Origin of the sequence: Nocardioides sp. OK12 (assembly GCF_024341885.1) — a bacterium.
Lineage (GTDB): Bacteria > Actinomycetota > Actinomycetes > Propionibacteriales > Nocardioidaceae > Nocardioides > Nocardioides marinisabuli.
The window spans coordinates 325,683-347,737 of record NZ_BNET01000003.1 but is presented as its reverse complement, the minus strand read 5'-3'; the positions used below and the strand labels follow the sequence as shown (position 1 = coordinate 347,737).

19 protein-coding genes and 1 tRNA gene are annotated in these 22,055 nt (G+C 71.4%); 16 read left to right on the top strand and 4 right to left on the bottom strand.

The window, feature by feature from the left end; genetic code table 11:
• The first annotated feature begins 165 nt into the window (after window positions 1–165).
• From OCU29_RS09105 to OCU29_RS09035, 15 genes are read left to right on the top strand one after another with little or no spacing between them, the layout of a single operon-like run.
• Window positions 166–525 carry an NADH-quinone oxidoreductase subunit A gene (locus OCU29_RS09105; RefSeq protein ID WP_179614435.1) on the top strand — a complete coding sequence of 120 codons (360 nt, stop codon included), beginning with the start codon at window positions 166–168 and terminating at the stop codon, window positions 523–525.
• 29 nt (window positions 526–554) lie between these two features.
• The gene (locus OCU29_RS09100) at window positions 555–1,109 is read left to right on the top strand and encodes an NADH-quinone oxidoreductase subunit B family protein (RefSeq protein WP_179614434.1); all 555 of its coding nucleotides are present in this window, start codon (window positions 555–557) and stop codon (window positions 1,107–1,109) included.
• The gene (locus OCU29_RS09095; RefSeq protein WP_179614433.1) at window positions 1,106–1,870 is read left to right on the top strand and encodes an NADH-quinone oxidoreductase subunit C; all 765 of its coding nucleotides are present in this window, start codon (window positions 1,106–1,108) and stop codon (window positions 1,868–1,870) included. The genes OCU29_RS09100 and OCU29_RS09095 overlap by 4 nt, the downstream gene beginning before the upstream one ends.
• Entirely contained in the window at window positions 1,870–3,243 is a 1,374-nt protein-coding gene (locus OCU29_RS09090; RefSeq protein WP_261819657.1) for an NADH-quinone oxidoreductase subunit D, read from the top strand. The genes OCU29_RS09095 and OCU29_RS09090 overlap by 1 nt, the downstream gene beginning before the upstream one ends.
• Window positions 3,240–4,046, top strand: a complete 807-nt coding sequence (gene nuoE, locus OCU29_RS09085) for an NADH-quinone oxidoreductase subunit NuoE (RefSeq protein ID WP_179614431.1) — start codon at window positions 3,240–3,242, stop codon at window positions 4,044–4,046. The genes OCU29_RS09090 and nuoE overlap by 4 nt, the downstream gene beginning before the upstream one ends.
• Window position 4,047: 1 nt before the next feature.
• Window positions 4,048–5,358 (top strand): NADH-quinone oxidoreductase subunit NuoF, encoded by a 1,311-nt coding sequence (gene nuoF / locus OCU29_RS09080; RefSeq protein WP_179614430.1) that lies wholly within the window; start codon window positions 4,048–4,050, stop codon window positions 5,356–5,358.
• Entirely contained in the window at window positions 5,355–7,808 is a 2,454-nt protein-coding gene (locus OCU29_RS09075; protein ID WP_261819656.1) for an NADH-quinone oxidoreductase subunit G, read from the top strand. The genes nuoF and OCU29_RS09075 overlap by 4 nt, the downstream gene beginning before the upstream one ends.
• The gene (gene nuoH / locus OCU29_RS09070; RefSeq protein ID WP_179614428.1) at window positions 7,805–9,097 is read left to right on the top strand and encodes an NADH-quinone oxidoreductase subunit NuoH; all 1,293 of its coding nucleotides are present in this window, start codon (window positions 7,805–7,807) and stop codon (window positions 9,095–9,097) included. Before OCU29_RS09075 ends, nuoH begins: the two co-directional genes overlap by 4 nt.
• Before the next feature lies 1 nt (window position 9,098).
• Window positions 9,099–9,689, top strand: coding sequence for an NADH-quinone oxidoreductase subunit NuoI (gene nuoI, locus OCU29_RS09065; RefSeq protein ID WP_179614427.1), 591 nt, complete (start codon window positions 9,099–9,101; stop codon window positions 9,687–9,689).
• Window positions 9,686–10,552, top strand: a complete 867-nt coding sequence (locus OCU29_RS09060; protein ID WP_261819655.1) for an NADH-quinone oxidoreductase subunit J — start codon at window positions 9,686–9,688, stop codon at window positions 10,550–10,552. The genes nuoI and OCU29_RS09060 overlap by 4 nt, the downstream gene beginning before the upstream one ends.
• Entirely contained in the window at window positions 10,552–10,854 is a 303-nt protein-coding gene (gene nuoK, locus OCU29_RS09055) for an NADH-quinone oxidoreductase subunit NuoK (protein WP_179614425.1), read from the top strand. Before OCU29_RS09060 ends, nuoK begins: the two co-directional genes overlap by 1 nt.
• Before the next feature lie 13 nt (window positions 10,855–10,867).
• Window positions 10,868–12,799: an NADH-quinone oxidoreductase subunit L gene (gene nuoL / locus OCU29_RS09050; RefSeq protein WP_261819654.1), complete on the top strand. Its 1,932-nt coding sequence runs from the start codon at window positions 10,868–10,870 to the stop codon at window positions 12,797–12,799.
• Complete coding sequence (locus OCU29_RS09045) at window positions 12,799–14,388, top strand: NADH-quinone oxidoreductase subunit M (protein WP_261819653.1); 1,590 nt, start codon at window positions 12,799–12,801, stop codon at window positions 14,386–14,388. The genes nuoL and OCU29_RS09045 overlap by 1 nt, the downstream gene beginning before the upstream one ends.
• On the top strand, window positions 14,388–15,974 hold the full coding sequence (nuoN, locus tag OCU29_RS09040; RefSeq protein ID WP_261819652.1) for an NADH-quinone oxidoreductase subunit NuoN: 1,587 nt from the start codon (window positions 14,388–14,390) through the stop codon (window positions 15,972–15,974). The genes OCU29_RS09045 and nuoN overlap by 1 nt, the downstream gene beginning before the upstream one ends.
• The gene (locus OCU29_RS09035; protein ID WP_261819651.1) at window positions 15,971–16,993 is read left to right on the top strand and encodes a polyprenyl synthetase family protein; all 1,023 of its coding nucleotides are present in this window, start codon (window positions 15,971–15,973) and stop codon (window positions 16,991–16,993) included. Before nuoN ends, OCU29_RS09035 begins: the two co-directional genes overlap by 4 nt.
• 36 nt (window positions 16,994–17,029) lie before the next feature.
• On the opposite strand, the gene rarD is transcribed toward OCU29_RS09035, so the two are convergent.
• The 4 genes from rarD to OCU29_RS09015 all read right to left on the bottom strand — a co-directional run bounded on the left by rarD (window position 17,030) and on the right by OCU29_RS09015 (window position 21,723).
• The gene (gene rarD / locus OCU29_RS09030; protein WP_179614420.1) at window positions 17,030–17,938 is read right to left on the bottom strand and encodes an EamA family transporter RarD; all 909 of its coding nucleotides are present in this window, start codon (window positions 17,936–17,938) and stop codon (window positions 17,030–17,032) included.
• A 3-nt stretch (window positions 17,939–17,941) separates the two neighbouring features.
• On the bottom strand, window positions 17,942–19,072 hold the full coding sequence (locus tag OCU29_RS09025; protein ID WP_370463664.1) for a 2-oxoacid:ferredoxin oxidoreductase subunit beta: 1,131 nt from the start codon (window positions 19,070–19,072) through the stop codon (window positions 17,942–17,944).
• Window positions 19,069–21,039 (bottom strand): 2-oxoacid:acceptor oxidoreductase subunit alpha, encoded by a 1,971-nt coding sequence (locus tag OCU29_RS09020; protein ID WP_261819650.1) that lies wholly within the window; start codon window positions 21,037–21,039, stop codon window positions 19,069–19,071. The genes OCU29_RS09025 and OCU29_RS09020 overlap by 4 nt, the downstream gene beginning before the upstream one ends.
• 192 nt (window positions 21,040–21,231) lie before the next feature.
• Entirely contained in the window at window positions 21,232–21,723 is a 492-nt protein-coding gene (locus tag OCU29_RS09015; RefSeq protein WP_179614419.1) for a YajQ family cyclic di-GMP-binding protein, read from the bottom strand.
• Between the two features lie 150 nt (window positions 21,724–21,873).
• On the opposite strand from OCU29_RS09015, the gene OCU29_RS09010 reads away from it, so the two are divergent.
• A tRNA-Tyr gene (locus OCU29_RS09010) sits at window positions 21,874–21,956 on the top strand.
• The last annotated feature ends 99 nt before the right edge of the window (window positions 21,957–22,055 follow it).

The window sequence follows — 22,055 nt, the reverse complement described above, 5'->3', positions numbered from 1 at the left end:
CGTTAAATGCGCAGGTCAGGGCCCGATCCCGGCCCGCGGCACGCACCCACCCCCCGGGTCGCCACCCGTGCGGGGGAGTGGCAGACTGTGCGCCACGCCACTAGTGATTCGGTTCACAAGGTCACAACCCGGGCTGCGTGGCGCACGTAGGAGGAAGGGATCGCGATGGAGCTCTACACCCCGGTGCTGGTGCTGGCCGCGCTGGCCGCCGGCTTCGCCGTCTTCTCGGTGGGCGTCAGCACGCTCACCGGACCCAAGCGCTACAACCGCGCCAAGCTCGACTCCTACGAGTGCGGCATCGACCCCACCCCGCAGCCGGTCGGCGGCGGGCGGGTGCCGGTGAAGTTCTACACGGTCGCGATGACCTTCATCATCTTCGACGTCGAGATCATGTTCCTGGTGCCGTGGGCCGTCCACTTCGACGCCCTGGGTGGCTTCGGCCTGCTCGCCGTCGTCCTGTTCCTGGTCAACATCACCGTCGCCTACGCCTACGAGTGGCGTCGCGGCGGGCTCGACTGGGACTGACCGGACCACATCTGCGAAAGGACCCAGCCATGGGTATCGAGGAGAAGCTCCCCAGCGGCGTCCTGCTGACGACCGTCGAGGGCGTGGCCGGCTACATGCGCAAGGCCTCGTTCTGGCCCGCGACGTTCGGCCTGGCCTGCTGCGCCATCGAGATGATGACCAGCGGCGGCCCGAAGTACGACATGGCCCGCTTCGGCATGGAGGTCTTCCGCGCGAGCCCGCGCCAGGCCGACCTGATGATCGTCGCCGGGCGCGTGAGCCAGAAGATGGCCCCGGTCCTGCGCCAGATCTACGACCAGATGGCCGAGCCCAAGTGGGTCCTGGCGATGGGCGTGTGCGCCAGCTCCGGCGGCATGTTCAACAACTACGCGATCGTGCAGGGCGTCGACCACGTCGTGCCCGTCGACATGTACCTGCCCGGCTGCCCGCCGCGGCCCGAGATGCTCATCGACGCGATCCTCAAGCTGCACGACCAGGTCCAGTCGACCAAGCTCGGGGCCAACCGCCTCGCGCAGATCGAGGAGCTCGAGAACGAGCGCCTCACCGCGCTGCCGACCTCCGAGATGAAGGGCCTGCTGCGGTGAGCGACGACAAGGACGTCACGACGGCGACCCCCGACGGGCCCGAGCAGACCCCCGGCAAGCCGGCGGTGGAGCAGTCGCCCGAGAACCTGCCCTCCGCCCCCGGCCAGGTCCACCAGGTCGGCCAGCGCCACGGGATGTTCGGCGTGCGCGGCACCGGTGACACCAGCGGCTACGGCGGCCTCGTCTCGGCCGTCACCTACCCCGCGCCGAGCAGCCGTCCCTTCGGCGGCTGGTTCGACGAGGTCGCCGACGCCCTCGAGGCCGCGACCCGCTCGGCCGGGCTCGAGCAGGCCGTCGGCAGCGTCGTGGTGCACCGCGGCGAGATCACCTTCCACGTGCGCCGCGAGGACCTCCTCGACGTCGCGCGGCTGCTGCGCGACGACGAGGCGCTGCGCTTCGAGCTGTGCTCGAGCGTCTCCGGCGTGCACTACCCCGACGACACCGGGCGGGAGCTGCACGTGGTGATGCACCTGCTCTCGATGACCCACAACCGCCGGATCCGCGTCGAGGCCACCGCCCCCGACGCCGACCCGCACGTGCCCTCGGTGGTCGCGGTCTACCCGACCGCCGACTGGCACGAGCGCGAGACCTACGACATGTTCGGGATCGTCTTCGACGGCCACCCCGGGCTCACGCGCATCCTCATGCCCGACGACTGGCCGGGCCACCCCCAGCGCAAGGACTACCCGCTGGGTGGCATCCCCGTGGAGTACAAGGGCGGCACCGTGCCGCCTCCCGACCAGCGGAGGTCGTACAACTGATGGCTGCCAACACCGGAACCAACACCAGCACGGGCGCCGGCGAGCAGGACCTCTACGCCGGCACCCAGGAGACCTCCGAGGGGCGCGTCTTCACCGTCTCCGGCCAGGACTGGGACTCCATCACCGAGGGGCTCGAGGAGGGCGCCGAGGAGCGCGTCGTCGTCAACATGGGCCCCCAGCACCCCTCGACCCACGGCGTGCTGCGCCTGATCCTCGAGCTCGAGGGCGAGACGGTCACCGAGGCCCGCTGCGGCATCGGCTACCTGCACACCGGCATCGAGAAGAACATGGAGTTCCGCTCCTGGACGCAGGGCGTCACGTTCTGCACCCGGATGGACTACCTCTCCCCGTTCTACAACGAGATGACCTACGTGCTCGGCGTCGAGCGGCTTCTCGACATCGAGGCCGACGTGCCCGAGAAGGCGCAGGTCATGCGGGTGCTCCTGATGGAGCTCAACCGTCTCTCCTCCCACCTGGTCGCGATCGCCACCGGCGGCATGGAGCTCGGCGCGCTGACCGTGATGACGATCGGCTTCCGCGAGCGCGAGCTGGTGCTCGACCTCTTCGAGCTGATCACCGGCCTGCGGATGAACCACGCCTTCATCCGCCCCGGCGGCGTCGCCCAGGACCTGCCTCCCGGCGCCCTCGACGAGATCCGCGGCTTCATCGACCTGATGCGCAAGCGCCTGCCCGAGTACGCCGCGCTGTGCAACGCCAACCCGATCTTCAGGGGCCGCCTCGAGGGCGTGGGCCACCTCGACCTCGAGGGCTGCCTGGCGCTGGGCCTGACCGGTCCGCCGCTGCGCGCCACCGGCTACCCCTGGGACCTGCGCAAGTCCGAGCCGTACTGCGGCTACGAGACCTACGACTTCGACGTGCAGACCTGGGACACCGCCGACGCCTACGGCCGCTTCCGGGTGCGCCTGGCCGAGATGTGGGAGTCGCTGAAGATCGTCGAGCAGGCCGCCGAGCGCCTCGCCGGCCTCGAGGGCGCTCCCGTCATGGTCGCCGACAAGAAGGTCGCCTGGCCCAGCCAGCTCTCGATCGGCTCCGACGGCATGGGCAACAGCCTCGACCACATCCGCCACATCATGGGCGAGTCGATGGAGGGCCTGATCCACCACTTCAAGCTGGTCACCGAGGGCTTCCGGGTCCCGACCGGCCAGGCCTACGTGCCCGTGGAGTCGCCGCGCGGCGAGCTCGGCGCACACGTCGTCTCCGACGGCGGCACCCGACCCTTCCGGGCGCACTTCCGCGACCCGTCGTTCACCAACCTGCAGGCGACGTCCGTGATGAGCGAGGGCGGCATGGTCGCCGACGTCATCGTGGCGATCGCCTCGATCGACCCCGTGATGGGAGGCGTCGACCGATGACGCTGTCGCAGACGACCCTCGACGAGCTGCGCGAGATCGCCGGCCGCTACCCCGAGGCCCGCTCCGGCCTCCTGCCGATGCTGCACCTGGTGCAGTCCACCGAGGGCCGGGTGACCCCCGAGGGCATCGAGGCGTGCGCCGAGATCCTCGACATCTCCGCGGCCGAGGTCAGCGGTGTCGCGACCTTCTACACGATGTACAAGCGCCGCCCCGTCGGCGACTACCACGTCGGGGTCTGCACCAACACGCTGTGCGCGGTGATGGGCGGCGACCAGATCTTCGAGCGGCTCAAGGACCACCTCGACGTCGGCAACGACGAGACCACCGCCGACGTGCCGGGCCAGAAGAACATCACCCTCGAGCACGTCGAGTGCAACGCAGCCTGCGACTACGCGCCGGTGATGATGGTCAACTGGGAGTTCATGGACAACATGACCCCCGACTCGGCGGTCGCCCTGGTCGACGACCTGCGCGCCGGCAAGGAGGTCACCTCGACCCGTGGCCCGCGCGTGTGCACCTGGCGCGAGGCCGAGCGCGTGCTCGCCGGCTTCCCCGACGGGCGCGCCGACGAGGGCCCCGCCGCGGGCCCCGCCTCGCTGGTGGGTCTCGAGATCGCCCACGAGCGCGGCTGGAGCGCCCCCTCGGCGCAGGCCTCGGGCGCCACCGGCACCGAGCCCACCGCCGACGGCGAGGGCGCCGAGGCCGCGCGTCGTACCGACGCCTCCGAGGAGGCCGAGTCGGCCGCCGTCGAGGCGGAGAGCGGCAGCGACCAGACCGCCGCGGAGAAGAAGGAGGCGAACTGACGTGGTCGACACCCTGACCCCGGTCCTCACCGCCAACTGGGGCGCCGAGCGCTCCTGGACCCTGGCGTCCTACGAGGAGCACGGCGGCTACGCCGGGCTGCGCACCGCCCTGGGCATGGCCCCCGACGACGTGATCGCCGCCGTCAAGGACTCCGGTCTGCGCGGGCGCGGCGGCGCGGGCTTCCCCACCGGCATGAAGTGGGGCTTCATCCCGCAGGACAACCCCAAGCCCAAGTACCTCGTGGTCAACGCCGACGAGTCCGAGCCGGGCACCTGCAAGGACATCCCGCTGATGATGGCCAGCCCCCACACGCTGGTCGAGGGCGTCATCATCAGCTCCTTCGCCATCCGCGCCAACAAGGCCTTCATCTACATCCGCGGCGAGGTGCTCCACGTCATCCGCCGGGTCCAGGCGGCCGTGGCCGAGGCGTACGCCGCCGGCCACCTCGGCACCGACATCCACGGCAGCGGCTACGACCTCGACATCGTGGTCCACGCCGGCGCCGGCGCCTACATCTGTGGCGAGGAGACCGCGCTGCTCGAGGGCCTCGAGGGCCGTCGCGGCCAGCCCCGCCTGCGCCCGCCGTTCCCCGCCGTGGCCGGGCTCTACGCCAGCCCCACGGTCATCAACAACGTCGAGTCGATCGCCTCGGTGCCCTCGATCATCGCCCACGGCGCCGACTGGTTCGCCTCCATGGGCACCGAGAAGTCCAAGGGCTTCGGCATCTTCTCGCTCTCGGGCCACGTCGCCCGGCCCGGTCAGTACGAGGCCCCGCTGGGCATCACGCTGCGCGAGCTGATCGACCTGGCCGGCGGCATGCGCGCCGGCCACGAGCTGAAGTTCTGGACCCCCGGCGGCTCCTCGACCCCGATGCTGACCGCCGAGCACCTCGACCTGCCGCTCGACTTCGAGGGGATGGCCGAGGCCGGCAGCATGCTCGGCACCCGCGCCCTGCAGCTCTTCGACGAGACCACCTGCGTGGTGCGCGCGGTGCTGCGCTGGACCGAGTTCTACAAGCACGAGTCCTGCGGCAAGTGCACCCCGTGCCGCGAGGGCACCTGGTGGCTGGTGCAGACCCTGGCCCGACTGGAGAAGGGGGAGGGCCGCGAGGAGGACCTCGACCTGCTCCTCGACCAGTGCGACAACATCCTGGGCCGCTCGTTCTGCGCGCTCGGCGACGGTGCCACCAGCCCGATCTCGAGCTCGATCAAGTTCTTCCGCGACGAGTACCTCGCCCACCTCGAGCACGGGGGCTGCCCCTTCGACCCCGCGGCCTCGACCGTCTTCGCCACCGCTGGAGCCCAGGCATGACAACCACCCCCGAGAGGACCTCGGCCGAGGTCGAGCTGGTCCAGGTGACCATCGACGGCATCGAGGTCAGCGTCCCCAAGGACACCCTGGTGATCCGGGCCGCCGAGCAGGTCGGCGTGCAGATCCCGCGCTTCTGCGACCACCCGCTGCTCGAGCCGGTCGGCGCCTGCCGCCAGTGCCTGGTCGACGTCCCCGACGCCGGCAACGGCCGCGGCTTCCCCAAGCCGCAGGCCTCCTGCACCCTGCCGGTCGCGCCGGGCATGGTCGTCAACACCCAGGCCACCAGCGAGGTCGCCGACAAGGCCCAGCAGGGCGTCATGGAGTTCCTGCTGGTCAACCACCCGCTCGACTGCCCGGTCTGCGACAAGGGCGGCGAGTGCCCCCTGCAGAACCAGGCGATGTCCAACGGGCGCGGCGAGTCGCGCTTCACCGCCTCCGGCGGCGTCAAGCGCACCTTCCCCAAGCCGATCAACCTCTCCCCGCAGGTGCTGCTCGACCGCGAGCGCTGCATCGTGTGCCAGCGCTGCACCCGCTTCGCCGAGGAGATCGCCGGCGACCCGTTCATCGCGCTGGTCGAGCGCGGCGCCCAGCAGCAGATCGGCATCGCCGAGTCGGCGCCGTTCCTGTCCTACTTCTCCGGCAACACCATCCAGATCTGCCCGGTGGGGGCGCTGACCTCGGAGTCCTACCGGTTCCGCTCGCGCCCCTTCGACCTGGTCTCCACCCCCAGCGTCGCCGAGCACGACGCCTGCGGCTCCGCGATCCGCGTCGACCACCGTCGCGGCAAGGTGATGCGTCGCCTGGCCGGCAACGACCCCGAGGTCAACGAGGAGTGGATCACCGACAAGGACCGCTTCGCCTTCACCTACGCCCACCTCGAGGACCGGCTGGGCTACCCGCAGGTGCGCGACCGCGTCGAGGACGGCGGCGACGGCTCGCTGCGCCCGGCCTCGTGGCCCGAGGCCTTCGCCGTGGCCGCGCGCGGGCTGGCCGCCGCCGGCTCGTCGGCGGTGCTGACCGGTGGCCGGATGAGCACCGAGGACGCCTACGCCTACGCCAAGCTGGCGCGGGTCACGCTCGGCACCAACGACATCGACTTCCGCGCCCGCCCGCACTCGGCGGAGGAGGAGCAGTTCCTCGCCGCCCACGTCGCCCTCGGCGCCCCCGAGGGCGGCGGGGTCACCTACGCCGACCTGGAGTCGGCGGCCACGGTGGTGCTGGCCGGGCTCGAACCCGAGGACGAGGCCGGCGCGGTCTTCCTGCGCCTGCGCCGCGCGGCCAAGCACGGCACCCGCGTGCTCGCGGTTGCGCCGTACCTGACCCGCGGGCTCGCCAAGCTCTCCGCCCACCTGGTGCCCACCGCCCCCGGCGCCGAGGCCGGCGCGCTCGCCGCGATGGTCGAGCACGCCGAGCACGGCGTCGACGCCACCACCGTGGTGCTGGTCGGCGAGCGCCTGGCGACCTCGCCCGGCGCGCTCACCGCGGCCGCCGACCTGGCCGCCCGCACCGGCGCCCGACTGGCCTGGGTGCCGCGTCGCGCCGGTGACCGCGGTGCGGTCGAGGCCGGCTGCCTGCCCGGCCTGCTGCCCGGCGCCCGGCCGGTGGCCGACGCGGCCGCCCGCGTCGACGCCGCCGCCTCGTGGGGCGTCGCCTCGCTGCCCGAGACGCCCGGACGTGACGCCGACGCGATCGTCGCCGCCGTGGTCGCCGGCGAGGTCGGTGGCCTGGTCGTCGGCGGGGTCGACCCCGCCGACACCACCGACCCGGCCGCGACCCGCGCCGCCCTCGAGGCCGCCTCCTTCGTGGTCGCCCTCGAGCTGCGCGAGACCGAGGTGACCCGGGTCGCCGACGTGGTGTTCCCCGTCGCCGCCGCCGTCGAGAAGGCCGGCACGTTCGTCAACTGGGAGGGGCGGGTGCGTCCCTTCGAGGCCGTGCTGCCCAGCCCCTCGTCGCTGCCGGACCTGCGGGTGCTCGCCGGCATCTCCGAGGAGCTCGCGGCCGCCGGCCACGGTGCCGCCCTCGGCTTCCGCACCGTCGACGAGGTCCGCGCCGAGATGGCCGACCTCGGCGCCTGGGACGGCGACCGGGCCGCGATGCACTCCGACCCGCTCTCGGACCCCACCGGGGCCGCCCCGGGCGAGGGCGTCGCCCTCTCGACCTGGAAGCAGCTCATCGACGACGGCGCCATGCAGGCCGGCGACAAGCACCTCGCCGCCACCGCCCGGCCGGCCGTGGCCCGCCTCAGCCCCGCGACGTACGCCGCCGCCTCCCTGTCGGGCGGCTCGGTCACGGTCGTGGGCGACCGCGGTGAGCTGACGCTGCCCGTGGAGCAGGTGCCCGGCATGGTCGACGACGTCGTGTGGGTGCCGTCCGCGTCCTTCGGGACCTCCGTGCTCGAACGCCTGGCCTCGCCGGGCAGCCGCGTGAGCCTGAAGGGAGCCTCGCTGTGAACGAACTGCCCCTCTTCGGCCAGGACGTCTGGTGGCTGGTGCTGGTCAAGGCCGTGCTCATCTTCGTCGTGCTGGTGCTGCTGACGCTGTTCAACATCTGGTGGGAGCGGCGCGTCGTGGCGCGCATGCAGCACCGCATCGGCCCCAATGTGCACGGCCCCTTCGGCCTGCTGCAGTCGTTGGCCGACGGTGTGAAGTTGGCGCTGAAGGAGGACATCATCCCCAAGGCGGCCGACAAGGTCGTCTTCGTCCTCGCCCCGGTGCTGGTGGTCATCCCGGCCTTCGTCACCTTCTCGGTGATCCCCTTCGGCCCCGAGGTCACGATGTTCGGCGAGCGCACCCCGCTCCAGCTGACCGACATGCCCGTCGCGGTCCTCTTCGTGATGGCCATCGCCTCGATCGGCATCTACGGCATCGTGCTCGGCGGCTGGTCCAGCGGGTCGACGTACTCGTTGCTGGGCGGCCTGCGCTCGAGCGCGCAGATGATCTCCTACGAGGTCGCGATGGGTCTCGCGCTCGTCGCGGTGTTCCTCTACGCCGGCTCGCTGTCGACCTCCGAGATCGTCGCGGCCCAGGAGGACTGGTGGTTCGGCGCGATCCTGTTCCCCTCCTTCGTGATCTACGTGATCTCGATGATCGGTGAGACCAACCGCGCGCCCTTCGACCTCCCCGAGGCCGAGGGCGAGCTGGTCGGCGGCTTCCACACCGAGTACTCCTCGCTGAAGTTCGCGCTGTTCTTCCTCGGCGAGTACATCAACATGGCGACCGTCTCGGCGCTGGCCACGACGCTGTTCCTCGGCGGCTGGCGCGCCCCGTTCTGGATCGACGAAATCTGGGCCGGCGCCAACGAGGGCTACGTGCCGCTGATCTGGTTCTTCGGCAAGATGCTGCTCTTCATCTTCTTCTTCATCTGGCTGCGCGGGACCCTGCCGCGGATGCGCTACGACCAGTTCATGGACCTGGGCTGGAAGGTGCTGATCCCGGCCGCGCTGGTCTGGGTGGTCCTGGTCGCGACCATGCGCTACGTCTCGACCGCCTACGAGCTGGGCACCCAGGAGATCCTCATCGGCGGTGGCGTCCTGCTGGCGCTGATCCTCGTGTGGGGCTTCTTCGGCCCCGACGAGTCGGCCGACGAGCAGGTCGTGGACGACCACACCGCGCCCACCGGCGCCTACCCCGTCCCGCCGATGCCGAGCGGGGGTGCCGTGCGCGGCGCCGCCGCCCCGCTCACGTTCCCGACGTCCCGCACGCAGGCCACCGTGTCCCACGGTGCCCCCGAGGAGAGCTGACATGGCAGAGTCCCCCGGCGCCAAGAGCATGAAGGAGCAGTTCTGGGACCCCATCGCGGGTTTCGGGGTCACGTTCCGCACCATGTTCCGCAAGGTCGTCACCGAGCAGTACCCCTTCGAGAAGCTGCCCACCGCGCCGCGCTTCCACGGCCGTCACCAGCTCAACCGCTGGCCCGACGGGCTGGAGAAGTGCGTCGGGTGCGAGCTGTGCGCCTGGGCGTGCCCCGCCGACGCGATCTACGTCGAGGGCGCCTCGAACAGCGACGAGCCGGGTGCCGAAGAGGGCTCGGGCCGGTTCAGCCCCGGTGAGCGGTACGGCCGCGTCTACCAGATCAACTACCTGCGCTGCATCCTGTGCGGGCTGTGCATCGAGGCGTGCCCGACCCGGGCGCTGACGATGACCAACGAGTACGAGCTGGCCGACTCCACCCGCGAGTCGCTGATCTACGAGAAGTCCGACCTGCTCGCGCCGCTGCTGCCGGGCATGGAGCAGCCGCCGCACGCGATGCTGCTGGGTGACGACGAGACCGACTACTACCGCGGCCAGTACGCCGCGCCGGCGCCGGGCACCACCGGGGAGGGCGCCCAGTGATCGCCTTCTGGGTGCTCTCGCCCCTCATCGTCCTCGCCGCGCTCGGCGTGGTGCTGGTGCGCCGTGCGGTGCACTCGGCGCTGCTGCTGGCCGTGGTGATGATCAGCCTCGCGGTGCTCTACCTGACCCTCGACGCGCCGTTCCTCTTCGCGGTGCAGATCATCGTCTACACCGGCGCGATCCTGATGCTGTTCCTCTTCGTGCTGATGCTGGTCGGCGTCGACGCGGCCGACTCGGTCGTCGAGACGATCCGCGGCCAGCGGGTGCTCTCGATCCTCGGCGGGCTGGTCATGGGCCTGCTGCTGGTCGTGGTGGTCGCCCAGATCTCGCTCGGCACCGTGGTCGGGATGGGCGTGGCCAACTCCGGCGGCAACATCGAGGGCCTGGCCGACCTGCTGTTCTCGCGCTACGTGCTGGCCTTCGAGGCCACCGCCGCACTGCTGATCACCGCCGCCCTCGGCGCGATGCTGCTCGCCCACCGCGAGCGCCTCGAGCCCAAGGAGGGCCAGCGCGCGATGGCGACGCGCCGCATGCAGGAGTACGCCGCCACCGGTCGCCACCTCGGGCCGCTGCCCTCGCCGGGCGTCTACGCCCGCCACAACGCGGTCGACACCCCGGCGCTGCTGCCCGACGGCACCCCGGCCGAGGACTCGGTCTCGCGGGTGCTCAGCGCCCGCGGCACGGTGCGCTCGGCGCCGGCGCTGGCCGACGACATCGAGGAGGTGCAGCGCACCCTCGACGGCGTCCGCGGCATCTCCGGCGGCTCCGGCAGCGCGGCCGACACCTCCGCCGGTGCCGGTCACAACACCGAGAACCCCGAGACCCGCCCGCAGGGCGCCGACCGCCCCGAGGGAGACGAGTGATGGACGACGTCACCCCCTACATCGTGCTCAGCACGATCCTGTTCACGATCGGCTCGGTCGGCGTGCTCACGCGCCGCAACGCCATCGTGGTGTTCATGTGCGTCGAGCTGATGCTGAACGCCTGCAACCTCGCGCTGGTGGCCTTCGCCAAGCAGCACGGCAACCTCGACGGGCAGGTCGCGGCCTTCTTCGTGATGGTCGTCGCCGCCGCCGAGGTCGTGGTCGGGCTCGCCATCATCATGACCATCTTCCGGACCCGTCGCTCGGCCTCGGTCGACGACGCGAGCCTGCTGAAGTACTAGGAGCCCGCCGCAGATGTTTCTCTTGTCCGAGGGTGGCGCGTCCATCCCCGTGGTCGACCCCGTGGGCGCCGACGGCGTCTTCTCGCTGCTGTGGCTGGTGATCGCGCTGCCGCTGGCCGGCGCCGCGATCCTGCTCCTGGGCGGGCGCCGCACCGATGCGTGGGGCCACTGGCTCGGCACGCTGACCGCGGTCGGCTCCTTCGTGCTCAGCCTGGTCCTCTTCGTCTCGCTGACCGGCCGCGAGGAGGGTGAGCGCCAGGTCGTCCAGCACCTCTACGACTGGATGCGCGTGGGCGACCTGACGGTCTCCCTCGACCTGCTGCTCGACCCGCTGTCGGTGCTGTTCCTGCTGCTGATCACCGGCGTCGGCTCGCTGATCCACGTCTACTCGATCGGCTACATGGAGCACGACCCGCGCCGTCGCCGCTTCTTCGCCTACCTCAACCTGTTCGTCGCGGCCATGCTGATGCTGGTGCTGAGCGAGAACTACCTCGGCCTGTTCCTGGGCTGGGAGGGCGTGGGCCTGGCCTCCTACCTGCTCATCGGCTTCTGGCAGCACAAGCCCTCGGCGGCCGCCGCGGCCAAGAAGGCCTTCGTGGTCAACCGCGTCGGCGACATCGGCCTGAGCCTGGGCATCGCGCTGTTCTTCGTCACCTTCGGCTCCACCAGCTTCACCGTCATCAGCGCGAACGCCTCCGGCGCCAGCGACGGGGTCCTGACCGTGCTGGGCCTGCTGCTGCTGCTCGCCGCCTGCGGCAAGTCGGCGCAGGTGCCGCTGCAGTCGTGGCTGCTCGACGCGATGGAGGGCCCGACCCCGGTCTCCGCCCTCATCCACGCCGCCACCATGGTCACCGCCGGCGTCTACCTGGTGGTGCGCTCCAACTTCGTCTTCGAGCTGGCGCCGCACGCGCAGACCGCCGTGGTCGTGGTCGCCACCGTGACGCTGCTGTGGGGTGCGGTCATCGGTTGCGCCAAGGACGACATCAAGAAGGCGCTCGCCGGCTCCACGATGAGCCAGATCGGCTACATGATGCTGGCCGCCGGCCTGGGGGTCTACGGCTACGCGTTCGCGATCTTCCACCTCATCACCCACGGCTTCTTCAAGGCCAACATGTTCCTGGGTGCGGGCTCGGTCATGCACGGCATGAACGACGACGTCGACATGCGTCGCTACGGCGCGCTGCGCAAGGCCATGCCGGTCACCTTCCTGACCTTCGCCATGGGCTACCTGGCGATCATCGGCTTCCCGCTGTTCTCCGGCTTCTGGTCCAAGGACAAGATCATCGAGACCGCGCTCATCGAGAGCCCGGTCGCGGGCGTCGGCGCGCTCATCGGCGCCGGTGTCACCGGCTTCTACATGACCCGGCTGATGCTGATGACGTTCTTCGGCGAGAAGCGCTGGAAGGACGACGTGCACCCGCACGAGTCGCCCTCGGTGATGACCGTGCCGCTCATCGTGCTCGCCGCGCTGTCGGTGCTCGGCGGCGTGCTCTACCTCGGCCACTGGATCGTCGACTGGCTCTCGCCGGTCGTGGGCACCGCCCCCGAGCACGAGCCGCCGGTCCCGGCGATCGTGATCACGCTGCTGGTCCTGGCCGTCGTGGCCGTCGGTGTCGCCACCGCCTGGTTCCTCGTCGGCAAGCGCCCGGTGCCGGTCACCGCGCCGCAGGACGTGTCGTTCGCGACCCGTGCGGCCCGCGCCGACCTCTACGGCGACACGATCAACGAGACCCTGGTGATCAACCCCGGCCGGCACGCCACCGCGGGGCTCACCCGCGGTGACCGCAGCCTGGTCGACGGGCTGTTCACCGGCTCGGCAGGGGTCACCGCCGCGCTCGGTGGCCAGCTGCGCAAGCTCCAGAACGGTTTCGTGCGCTCCTACGCCCTCTCCGTCGTCGGCGGGGTCGTCCTCGTCCTCGGCGCGCTCCTGGTGGTGAACCTGTGATGTCCGACGTCCCCTGGCTCAGCCTCCTCGTCCTGGTGCCCCTCGTGGGCGCGGTCGCGGTGCCCTTCCTGCGCGGCTCGGCCGCGCTGACCAAGCAGGTCGGCCTCGGCGTCTCGCTGGCCACCCTCGCGCTCGCCGTGGCGGTCGCGCTGCAGTACGACGTCGACGGCGGCATGCAGCTGAGCGAGACCCACGACTGGATCAGCGCCTTCGGCGTGCACTACGCGCTGGGCGTCGACGGCCTCGGCCTGCTGCTGGTCCTGCTGACCGCGGTGCTGGTCCCCGTCGTGCTGCTGGCCTCCTGGCGTGACGACGAGGGCTACCTCGACGGCGGTGCCCAGGGCTCCCCGGCCGGGTTCGTGGCCTGGACCCTCGCGCTCGAGGCGCTGTCGCTGGCGGTCTTCCTGGCCACCGACGTCTTCCTCTTCTACGTGGTCTTCGAGGCCACGCTGATCCCGGCCTACTTCCTGATCGGCGGCTTCGGCCGGGTCGGGCGCAGCGCGGCCGCGGTGAAGTTCCTGATGTTCCAGCTCGCCGGCGGTCTGGTGCTGCTCGGTGGCGTCATCGGCCTCTACGTCGTCTCCGCCCAGCAGGGCACGCCGTCGTACCTGCTCTCGGACCTCACCGAGCTCGACATGTCGACCTCGGCCGGGCGCTGGCTCTTCGCCGCCTTCTTCATCGCCTTCGCGATCAAGGCGCCGCTGTTCCCGGTGCACACCTGGCTGGCCGACACCACCGAGAAGGCCACCCCCGGCACCGCGGTGCTGCTGGTCTGCGTGCTCGACAAGATCGGCACCTTCGGCATGCTGCGCTTCTGCCTGGGGCTCTTCCCCGAGGCCTCGCAGTGGGCCACCCCGCTGGTCGTGGTGCTCGCGCTGGTCTCGATCGTCTACGGCGCGCTGGTGGCCATCGGCCAGGACGACCTGATGCGCCTGATCGGCCTGACCTCGCTGAGCCACTTCGGCTTCATCACCCTGGGCATCTTCGTCTTCTCCAGCCAGGGCGGCACCGGCTCGATCCTCTACATGGTCAACCACGGCCTGGGCACCGCTGCGCTCTTCCTGGTCGCCGGCTACGTGGTGGCCCGCCGCGGCACCGCCTCGATCCGCGAGATGGGTGGGGCCGAGAAGGTCACGCCGGTCCTCGCCGGGCTGTTCCTCGTCGCCGGCCTGGCGGCGCTCGGCCTGCCGGGCCTGAGCACCTTCGTCTCCGAGATGCTCGTCATCATCGCCGCCTTCGACTACGCCTGGTACGTCGGTGCGGTCGCGGTGACCGGCATCGTGCTGGCCGCGATCTACGCGCTGTGGATGTACCAGCGCACGATGACCGGCCCGACCGTCGAGCCGGTGCCCGGCACCGTGCGCGAGAGCCGCGACCTCACCACCCGCGAGCTGGTCGCCGTCGCCCCGCTCTTCGTGGGCCTGGTGCTCTTCGGCTTCTACCCGATGCCGCTGATGGAGGCGGCCGACCCCTACGTCGGCGACCTGCTCAGCCAGGTGGGCGTCACTGACGACCCGCCGGAGGTCGGCGCGGACGCGCACAGCGACGCCGGCTCCGACTCCGACACCGCCGAGGAGGGCGAGAACTGATGGGCGAGTTCACCAAGCCGGTGATGGAGTACGGCAGCATCTGGCCGCTCTTCGTCGTCTTCGGCGTGGCCTGCCTGGGCGTCCTCGCCGAGGCGTTCCTGCCCCGGGGGCGCCGCCACACCACCCAGCTGGTGCTGGCCGTCGCCGGCCTGGTGGCCGCGCTGGCGGGCACCGTGTGGATCGGCACGGACCTCGAGGTCACCGAGGGCGGGGCCGCCCGCGGCCTCTTCGGCGCCGCCGGCGCCGTCGCCGTCGACGGTCCGACGGTCTTCCTGTGGGGCATGCTGCTGGTCTTCGCGCTGACGGGGGTCGCGCTCTTCGCCGAGCGCCGCCTCGAGAGCGGGGTCTCGGCCTTCGCCGGCCAGGCCGCCGCGCTGCCGGGCACCGAGGCCGAGCGCCGCACCCAGGCGCTCGACCACAGCGAGGTCTACCCGCTGCTGATGTTCGCGGTCACCGGCATGATGCTCTTCCCGGCCGCCGCCGACCTGCTGACGCTGTTCGTGGCCCTCGAGGTCCTCTCGCTGCCCCTCTACCTGCTCGCCGGACTGGCCCGACGCCGCCGGCTGCTGAGCCAGGAGGCCGCGCTGAAGTACTTCCTGCTCGGCGCCTTCTCCTCGGGCTTCTTCCTCTACGGCGTCGCGCTGGTCTACGGCTTCGCCGGCTCGATGGACTTCGCGGCGATCGACGAGGCGGTGCGCAACGACACCGCCAACCGCGGCCTGCTGCTGGTCGGCATCGGGATGCTGATGGTCGGCCTGCTCTTCAAGGTCGGCGCGGTGCCCTTCCAGGCCTGGACCCCCGACGTCTACCAGGGCGCGCCCACCGCGGTGACCGCCTTCATGGCCGCCGGCACCAAGATCGCCGCCTTCGGCGCGATCCTGCGCCTGCTCTACGTCGCCTTCGGGGCCGAGCGCTGGTCGTGGCAGCCGATGATGTGGGTCATCGCGATCCTGACCATGCTGGTCGGCGCCGTGCTCGCGATCGTGCAGACCGACGTCAAGCGGATGCTGGCCTACTCGGCGATCGCGCACACCGGCTTCCTGCTCACCGGCGTCCTGGGCGTCCAGGGCGCGGGCGAGCTGGCCGAGGGCCAGGTCACCTCGCTGCAGTCGGTGATGTTCTACCTGCTCACCTACAGCTTCGCGACCGTCGGCGCGTTCGCCGTCGTCACGCTGGTGCGCGACTCCTCGGGCGAGGCCACCGCCATGGCCCGCTGGGCCGGCCTGGGGGCGCGCTCCCCGCTCGTCGCGGGTGCGTTCGCCTTCTTCCTGCTCTCGATGGCCGGCATCCCGCTGACCGCCGGGTTCACCGGCAAGTGGGCCGTGTTCACCGTGGCCCTGTCGGCGGGTGCCTGGCCGGTCGTGCTGGTCGCGATCGCCGCCAGCGTGCTGTCGGTGTTCTTCTACGTCCGGCTGATCCGCGTCATGTACTTCGCGGTGCCCGAGGGGGAGGTCGCCTCGGTGACCACCCCGTCGGCGCTGACGACCGCGGTCATCGTCGTCGGTGTCGTCGGCACCCTGGCGCTCGGCGTGCTGCCGGGCCCGGTGCTCGACCTCGCCGCCGATGCCGGACAATTCATCAGGTGAGCTCGACCCCGCCCCTGGCCAACCTCGCCCTGCCCGTCACCGACGAGGCCCTGGCTGCGCGCCTGCAGCAGCGCCTCGACACCATCGAGGAGCTGCTCGCGGGCCACGTCCAGGGCCGCACGAAGTACGTCTCGGAGGCCGCCGCGCACCTCATGTCGGCCGGCGGCAAGCGGTTCCGGCCGCTGCTGGTGCTGCTGGCCGCCGAGACGGGGCCCGAGCCGGGCTGCGACGACGTGCTGACCGCGGCCTGCGTCGTGGAGATCACCCACGTCGGCTCGCTCTACCACGACGACGTGATGGACGAGGCCGACCTGCGCCGCGGCGCGGACTCGGCCAATGCCCGCTGGGACAACCTCGTGGCCATCCTCACCGGCGACTTCCTCTTCGCCCGCTCCTCCGAGCTGACCGCCCGCCTGGGCGCCGACGCCGTGCGCATCCAGGCCGAGACGTTCACCCGGCTGGTCGAGGGCCAGATCCTCGAGACCGTGACGCCCGGGCCCGACGAGGACCCGCTGCAGCACTACCTCGACGTGGTGGCCGGCAAGACCGGCTCGCTGATCGCCACCTCCGCGCGCTACGGCGCCCGCTTCAGCGGCGCCCCGCGCGAGGTCGAGGAGGCCCTGGCGGCGTACGGCGAGATCGTCGGGGCGGCCTTCCAGCTCTCCGACGACATCCTCGACATCGCCTCCGAGACCGACGAGTCCGGCAAGACCCCCGGCACCGACCTGCGCGAGGGCGTGCCGACGCTGCCGGTGCTGATGGCCCGCGCCGCCGGCGCCGGGTCGAGCGACCCCGCCGACGTACGCCTGCTCGAGCTGCTCGACGCCGACCTCACCGACGACGCGCTGCTGGCCGAGACCCTCGGCCTGCTGCGCGCCCACCCGGCGATGGAGCAGGCCCGGGCCTACGTCGTGGAGCAGGCCCAGGCGGCCAAGGCCCACCTCGACGTGGTGCCCGCCGGGCCCGTGCGCGAGGCCCTGGAGGCCTTCGCCGACCTCGTGGCCGTCCGCACCGGCTGAGCCCCGCCGCGGCCCCGGCAGCGCGTCGACAGCGCGTCAGCCGACGCTGGCGGCGACGGTCAGCCGCAGCTGGCGGCGCCGGTGACGCAGCGCCTCGAAGGTGAAGACCGCCAGGGCGACCCACACCAGCACGAAGCCGACCCACCGCGCGGTCGGCATGTCCTCGCGGAAGTAGAGGACGCCGAGCAGGAACTGCAGCGTCGGCGTGAGGTACTGCAGCAGCCCGATGGTGGTCAGCGGGATGCGGGTCGCGGCGGCGCCGAAGCACAGCAGCGGCACCGCGGTGACGACGCCGGTGGTGGTCAGCAGCAGGGCGTGGCCCACCCCGTTGCTGCCGAACTCGGCGGCCCCGCTGGAGCCCAGGACGGCCAGGTAGGCCAGGGCGACGGGGGTGACGAAGAGGGTCTCGAGCGTCAGGCTGGGCACCGCGCCGGCGTTGGCGGTCTTCTTCAGCAGCCCGTAGGTGCCGAAGGACAGTGCGAGGGCCAGCGCCACCCAGGGCGGTCGCCCGTAGCCGATCGTCAGGACCACCACGGCGGCCGCGGCCACGGCCAGGGCGACCACCTGCAGGCGCCGCATCCGCTCGCCGAGCAGCAGCACGCCCATCAGCACCGTGACGAGCGGGTTGATGTAGTAGCCCAGCGCGGTCTCCACGACCCGGTCGTGGGTCACGCCGTAGATGTAGACGCCCCAGTTGGTGGTGATCGTGGCCGCCGCGGCGACCAGCAGCAGGGTGCGGCGGCGGTCGGCAAGCAGCGCCCGCAGCGCCGCCAGCTGGCTCAGCGCGACCACCACGACGGCCATCGTGACCGCCGACCAGACCACCCGGTGCCCCAGCATCTCCAGCGAGCCGGCCGGCTCGAGCAGCGGGAAGTAGAGCGGGAAGGCTCCCCACATCAGGTAGGCCGCTGCCCCCAGGAGGACACCGCGGCGGGACTCGGCCAAGGACTAGACGACCGTCCAGGTGTCGGCGCCGGTGATGAGGGCGCTGAGGCGCTCGGCCGGGTCGGCGTCGCTGGTCGCGCCGGCGGTGGCCAGCTGGGCGCGGGCCTGGTCGTCGTACGTCGCCCGCTCGACCTGGCGGAAGATCCCGATCGGGCTGGTGTTCAGGTAGCCGGCGTCGGTCAGGCGGCTGATCGCGAACGCCACCGAGGGGTCGGGGTTGTGGGCGTCGTGGACCAGCAGGTCGGCCTCGGCGACCTGGTCGGGGCCGTCGCCGACCTCGACGACGCGCACGCCGCCGGTGGCCGGGTCGTGGGCCACGCCCTTGGTGGCCCGCCCGTCCTCGGTCGGGACGCCGAAGGTGATCGGCTCGCCGTGCACCAGCGGGATGATCGCGTCGGCCTTGGTGTCGCGGTCCTTGATGGCGTCGAAGGCGCCGTCGTTGAAGATCGGGCAGTTCTGGTAGATCTCGACCAGGGACGTGCCGCGGTGCGCGGCGGCCGCGGCCAGCACCTCGGTGAGGTGCTTGCGGTCGGAGTCGATGGTGCGGGCCACGAAGCTCGCCTCGGCCCCGAGCGCCAGCGACACCGGGTTGAAGGGGTGGTCGACCGAGCCCATCGGGGTCGACTTGGTGACCTTGCCGGCCTCGGAGGTGGGGGAGTACTGGCCCTTGGTCAGGCCGTAGATCCGGTTGTTGAACAGCAGGATCGTCATGTTGACGTTGCGGCGCAGCGCGTGGATCAGGTGGTTGCCGCCGATGGAGAGCGCGTCGCCGTCACCGGTGACGACCCACACCGACAGGTCCTCGCGGGCCGTGGCGATGCCGGTGGCGATCGACGGCGCCCGGCCGTGGATCGAGTGCATGCCGTAGGTGTCGAGGTAGTAGGGGAACCGGCTGGAGCAGCCGATGCCCGAGACGAAGACGATGTTCTCGCGGCGCAGGCCCAGGTCGGGCAGGAACGACTGCACGGCCTTGAGCACGGCGTAGTCGCCGCAGCCGGGGCACCAGCGCACCTCCTGGTCGGAGGTGAAGTCCTTGCCGGTCTGCGGGGCGGCGCCCTCGTAGGCGGGCACCGAGTCGGTGCCCGAGCGCAGGCCCGGGGTGGGCAGGTCGGTGCGGTTCGGGGTGAGCGTCACTGGTGGACCTCCTGGCTGGTCGCGACGGAGAGGTCGAGCTGGTCGGCGGGGATGCCCTCGGCCTGGGCGACGAGCTCGCCGATGACCTGGGCGAGCTCGGCGGCCTTGAGCGGCATGCCGTTGACCTGGTGGTGGCCGATGGCGTCGACGAGGTACTTCGCGCGCAGCAGCATCGAGAGCTGGCCGAGGTTCATCTCGGGCACGAGGACCTTGTCGTAGCCGGCGAGGATCTCGCCGAGGTCCTTCGGGAACGGGTTGAGGTGGCGCAGGTGCACCTGCGCGACGTCGTAGCCGGCGCGGCGCACGCGACGTACGCCGGCGCCGATCGGGCCATAGGTCGAGCCCCAGCCCAGCACCAGCACCTTCGCGCGGCCGGAGGGGTCGTCGACCTGCAGCGGCGGCAGCGACTCGGCGATCCGGTCGACCTTGGCCTGGCGGGTGCGCACCATCCGCTCGTGGTTGGCGGGGTCGTAGGAGATGTTGCCGTGGCCCTCGCCCTTCTCGAGCCCGCCGATGCGGTGCTCGAGACCGGGGGTGCCGGGCACGGCCCAGGGCCGCGCCAGGGTCTCCTCGTCGCGCAGGTAGGGCCAGAACTCCTCGGTCTCGGTGACCGTGCCGTCCTTGGCCGTGCTGGTCGAGGTGTGGTTGGTCGCGGTCGCGAAGGCGGGGTCGATGCTCGGCAGGTCGGCGACCTCGGGGATCCGCCACGGCTCCGAGCCGTTGGCCAGGTAGCCGTCGGAGAGCAGCATCACGGGGGTGCGGTAGGTGATGGCGATGCGCGCCGCCTCGATCGCGGCGTCGAAGCAGTCGCCGGGCGACTGCGGGGCCACGATCGGCACCGGCGCCTCGCCGTTGCGCCCGAACATCGCCTGGAGCAGGTCGGCCTGCTCGGTCTTGGTGGGCAGGCCGGTCGAGGGGCCGCCGCGCTGCACGTCGACGACCAGCAGCGGCAGCTCGGTCATCACGGCCAGGCCGATGGCCTCGGACTTCAGGGCCACGCCGGGCCCCGAGGTGGTGGTCACGCCCAGCGCGCCCGAGAAGGAGGCGCCGATGGCGGCGCCGACGCCGGCGATCTCGTCCTCGGCCTGGAAGGTGGTGACGCCGAAGCCCTTGTGCTTGCTGAGCTCGTGGAGGATGTCGCTGGCCGGGGTGATCGGGTAGGAGCCCAGGAACAGCGGCAGCCCCGACTGCACGCCCGCGGCCACCAGGCCGTAGGACAGCGCCAGGTTGCCGGTGATGTTGCGGTAGGTGCCGGCCGACATCGGGGCCGGCTTGACCTCGTAGCGCACCACGAACGTCTCGGTGGTCTCGCCGAAGTTCCAGCCGGCCCGGAAGGCCGTCAGGTTGGCGTCGCGCACGGCGGCGTTCTTGGCGAATTTGCGGGCCAGGAAGGTCTCGGTGCCCTCGGTGGGGCGCCCGTACATCCACGACAGCAGGCCGAGGGCGAACATGTTCTTGGCCCGGGCGGCGTCCTTGCGCGAGAGGCCGAACTCCTTGACCGCGCCGACGGTCATGCCGGTCAGGTCGACGGGGTGCACGTTGAAGCCGTCGAGCTCGGAGCCCGGGGTGTCCAGCGCCTCGAGCGGGTTGGCGTCGTAGCCGGCCTTGGTCAGGTTGCGCGCCGAGAAGTCGTGGGTGTCGACGATGATCGTGGCGCCCTTGGGCAGGTCGCCCAGGTTCGCCTTGAGCGCGGCCGGGTTCATCGCCACCAGCACGTCGGGGGCGTCACCGGGCGTGAGGATGTCGTGGTCGGCGAAGTGCACCTGGAAGGAGCTGACGCCCGGCAGCGTGCCCTGGGGGGCGCGGATCTCGGCCGGGAAGTTGGGCAGCGTCACCAGGTCGTTGCCGAAGGAGGCCGACTCGGCGGTGAAGCGGTCGCCGGTCAGCTGCATCCCGTCGCCGGAGTCGCCCGCGAAGCGGATGATGACGCGGTCGAGCTGCTTGACCTGCTTGGTGTTCTCGGACACGAGGTGCCACTCCTGTGGTTGCTGCGCGGACAGACCGGCCGAGCATACTGCGGGTATGTCGGAATGAGAACTCGTTCTAGTTCTCGTGACTCCGGGCTCGCCGGACGCCCTCCACTGTACGGCGGGGGCGTAGCAGGACCGCGCCCCAGCCGAGGAGTGAACGGTGTCCGCGGCGACCGCCCGGACGTGCTCTCAGCGGTAGTTGGTGAACTGCACCGCGAAGTCGTAGTCCTGCGCCTTGACCAGCGCGATGACCTGCTGCAGGTCGTCGCGCTTCTTGGAGGAGACGCGCAGCTCGTCGCCCTGGATCTGCGCCTTGACGCCCTTGGGGCCCTCGTCGCGGATCAGCTTGGAGACCTTCTTGGCGTCCTCGGAGGAGATGCCCTCCTTGAGCGCGATCGAGATCTTCGACTGCTGGCCCGAGGGGCGCGGCTCGGAGGCGTCGAGCACCTTGAGCGAGACGTCGCGCTTGACGAGCTTGCCCTTGAAGACGTCGAGGACGGCGCTGGCGCGGTCGTCGGCCGAGGCGCTGATCTCGATGGCGTGCTCGCCGGACCACTCGATGCTCGCCCCGGTGCCCTTGAAGTCGAAGCGGGTCGCGATCTCGCGGGCGGTCTGCCCGAGCGCGTTGTCGACCTCCTGGCGGTCGATCTTGGAGACGATGTCGAAGGACGAGTCGGCCATGGGGTCCACCTGGTTCTCGGTCGTAGCGGTCTGGTCGGGGCGCGCGGGGTGCCTGCGCGGGGTGCCGCGGCAGTTTGCGGTCGCGCCCGGGGGCTGCGCTATTGTTTCGTCTCGTTGTCGCGTGGCCAAACGCCCGCACGGCAGCACCCTGGCAGATTGCCCGAGCGGCCAATGGGAGCGGACTGTAAATCCGTCGGCTTTTGCCTTCGAAGGTTCGAATCCTTCATCTGCCACAGCACCACCGAGGAGCCCCCGAGCAGCGCCTGGCGCCGCTCGGGGGCTCTTCTGCTGTCCGCCGCGTAACCGCAGCCGTCCCCTCCCGTTGTCCGGGC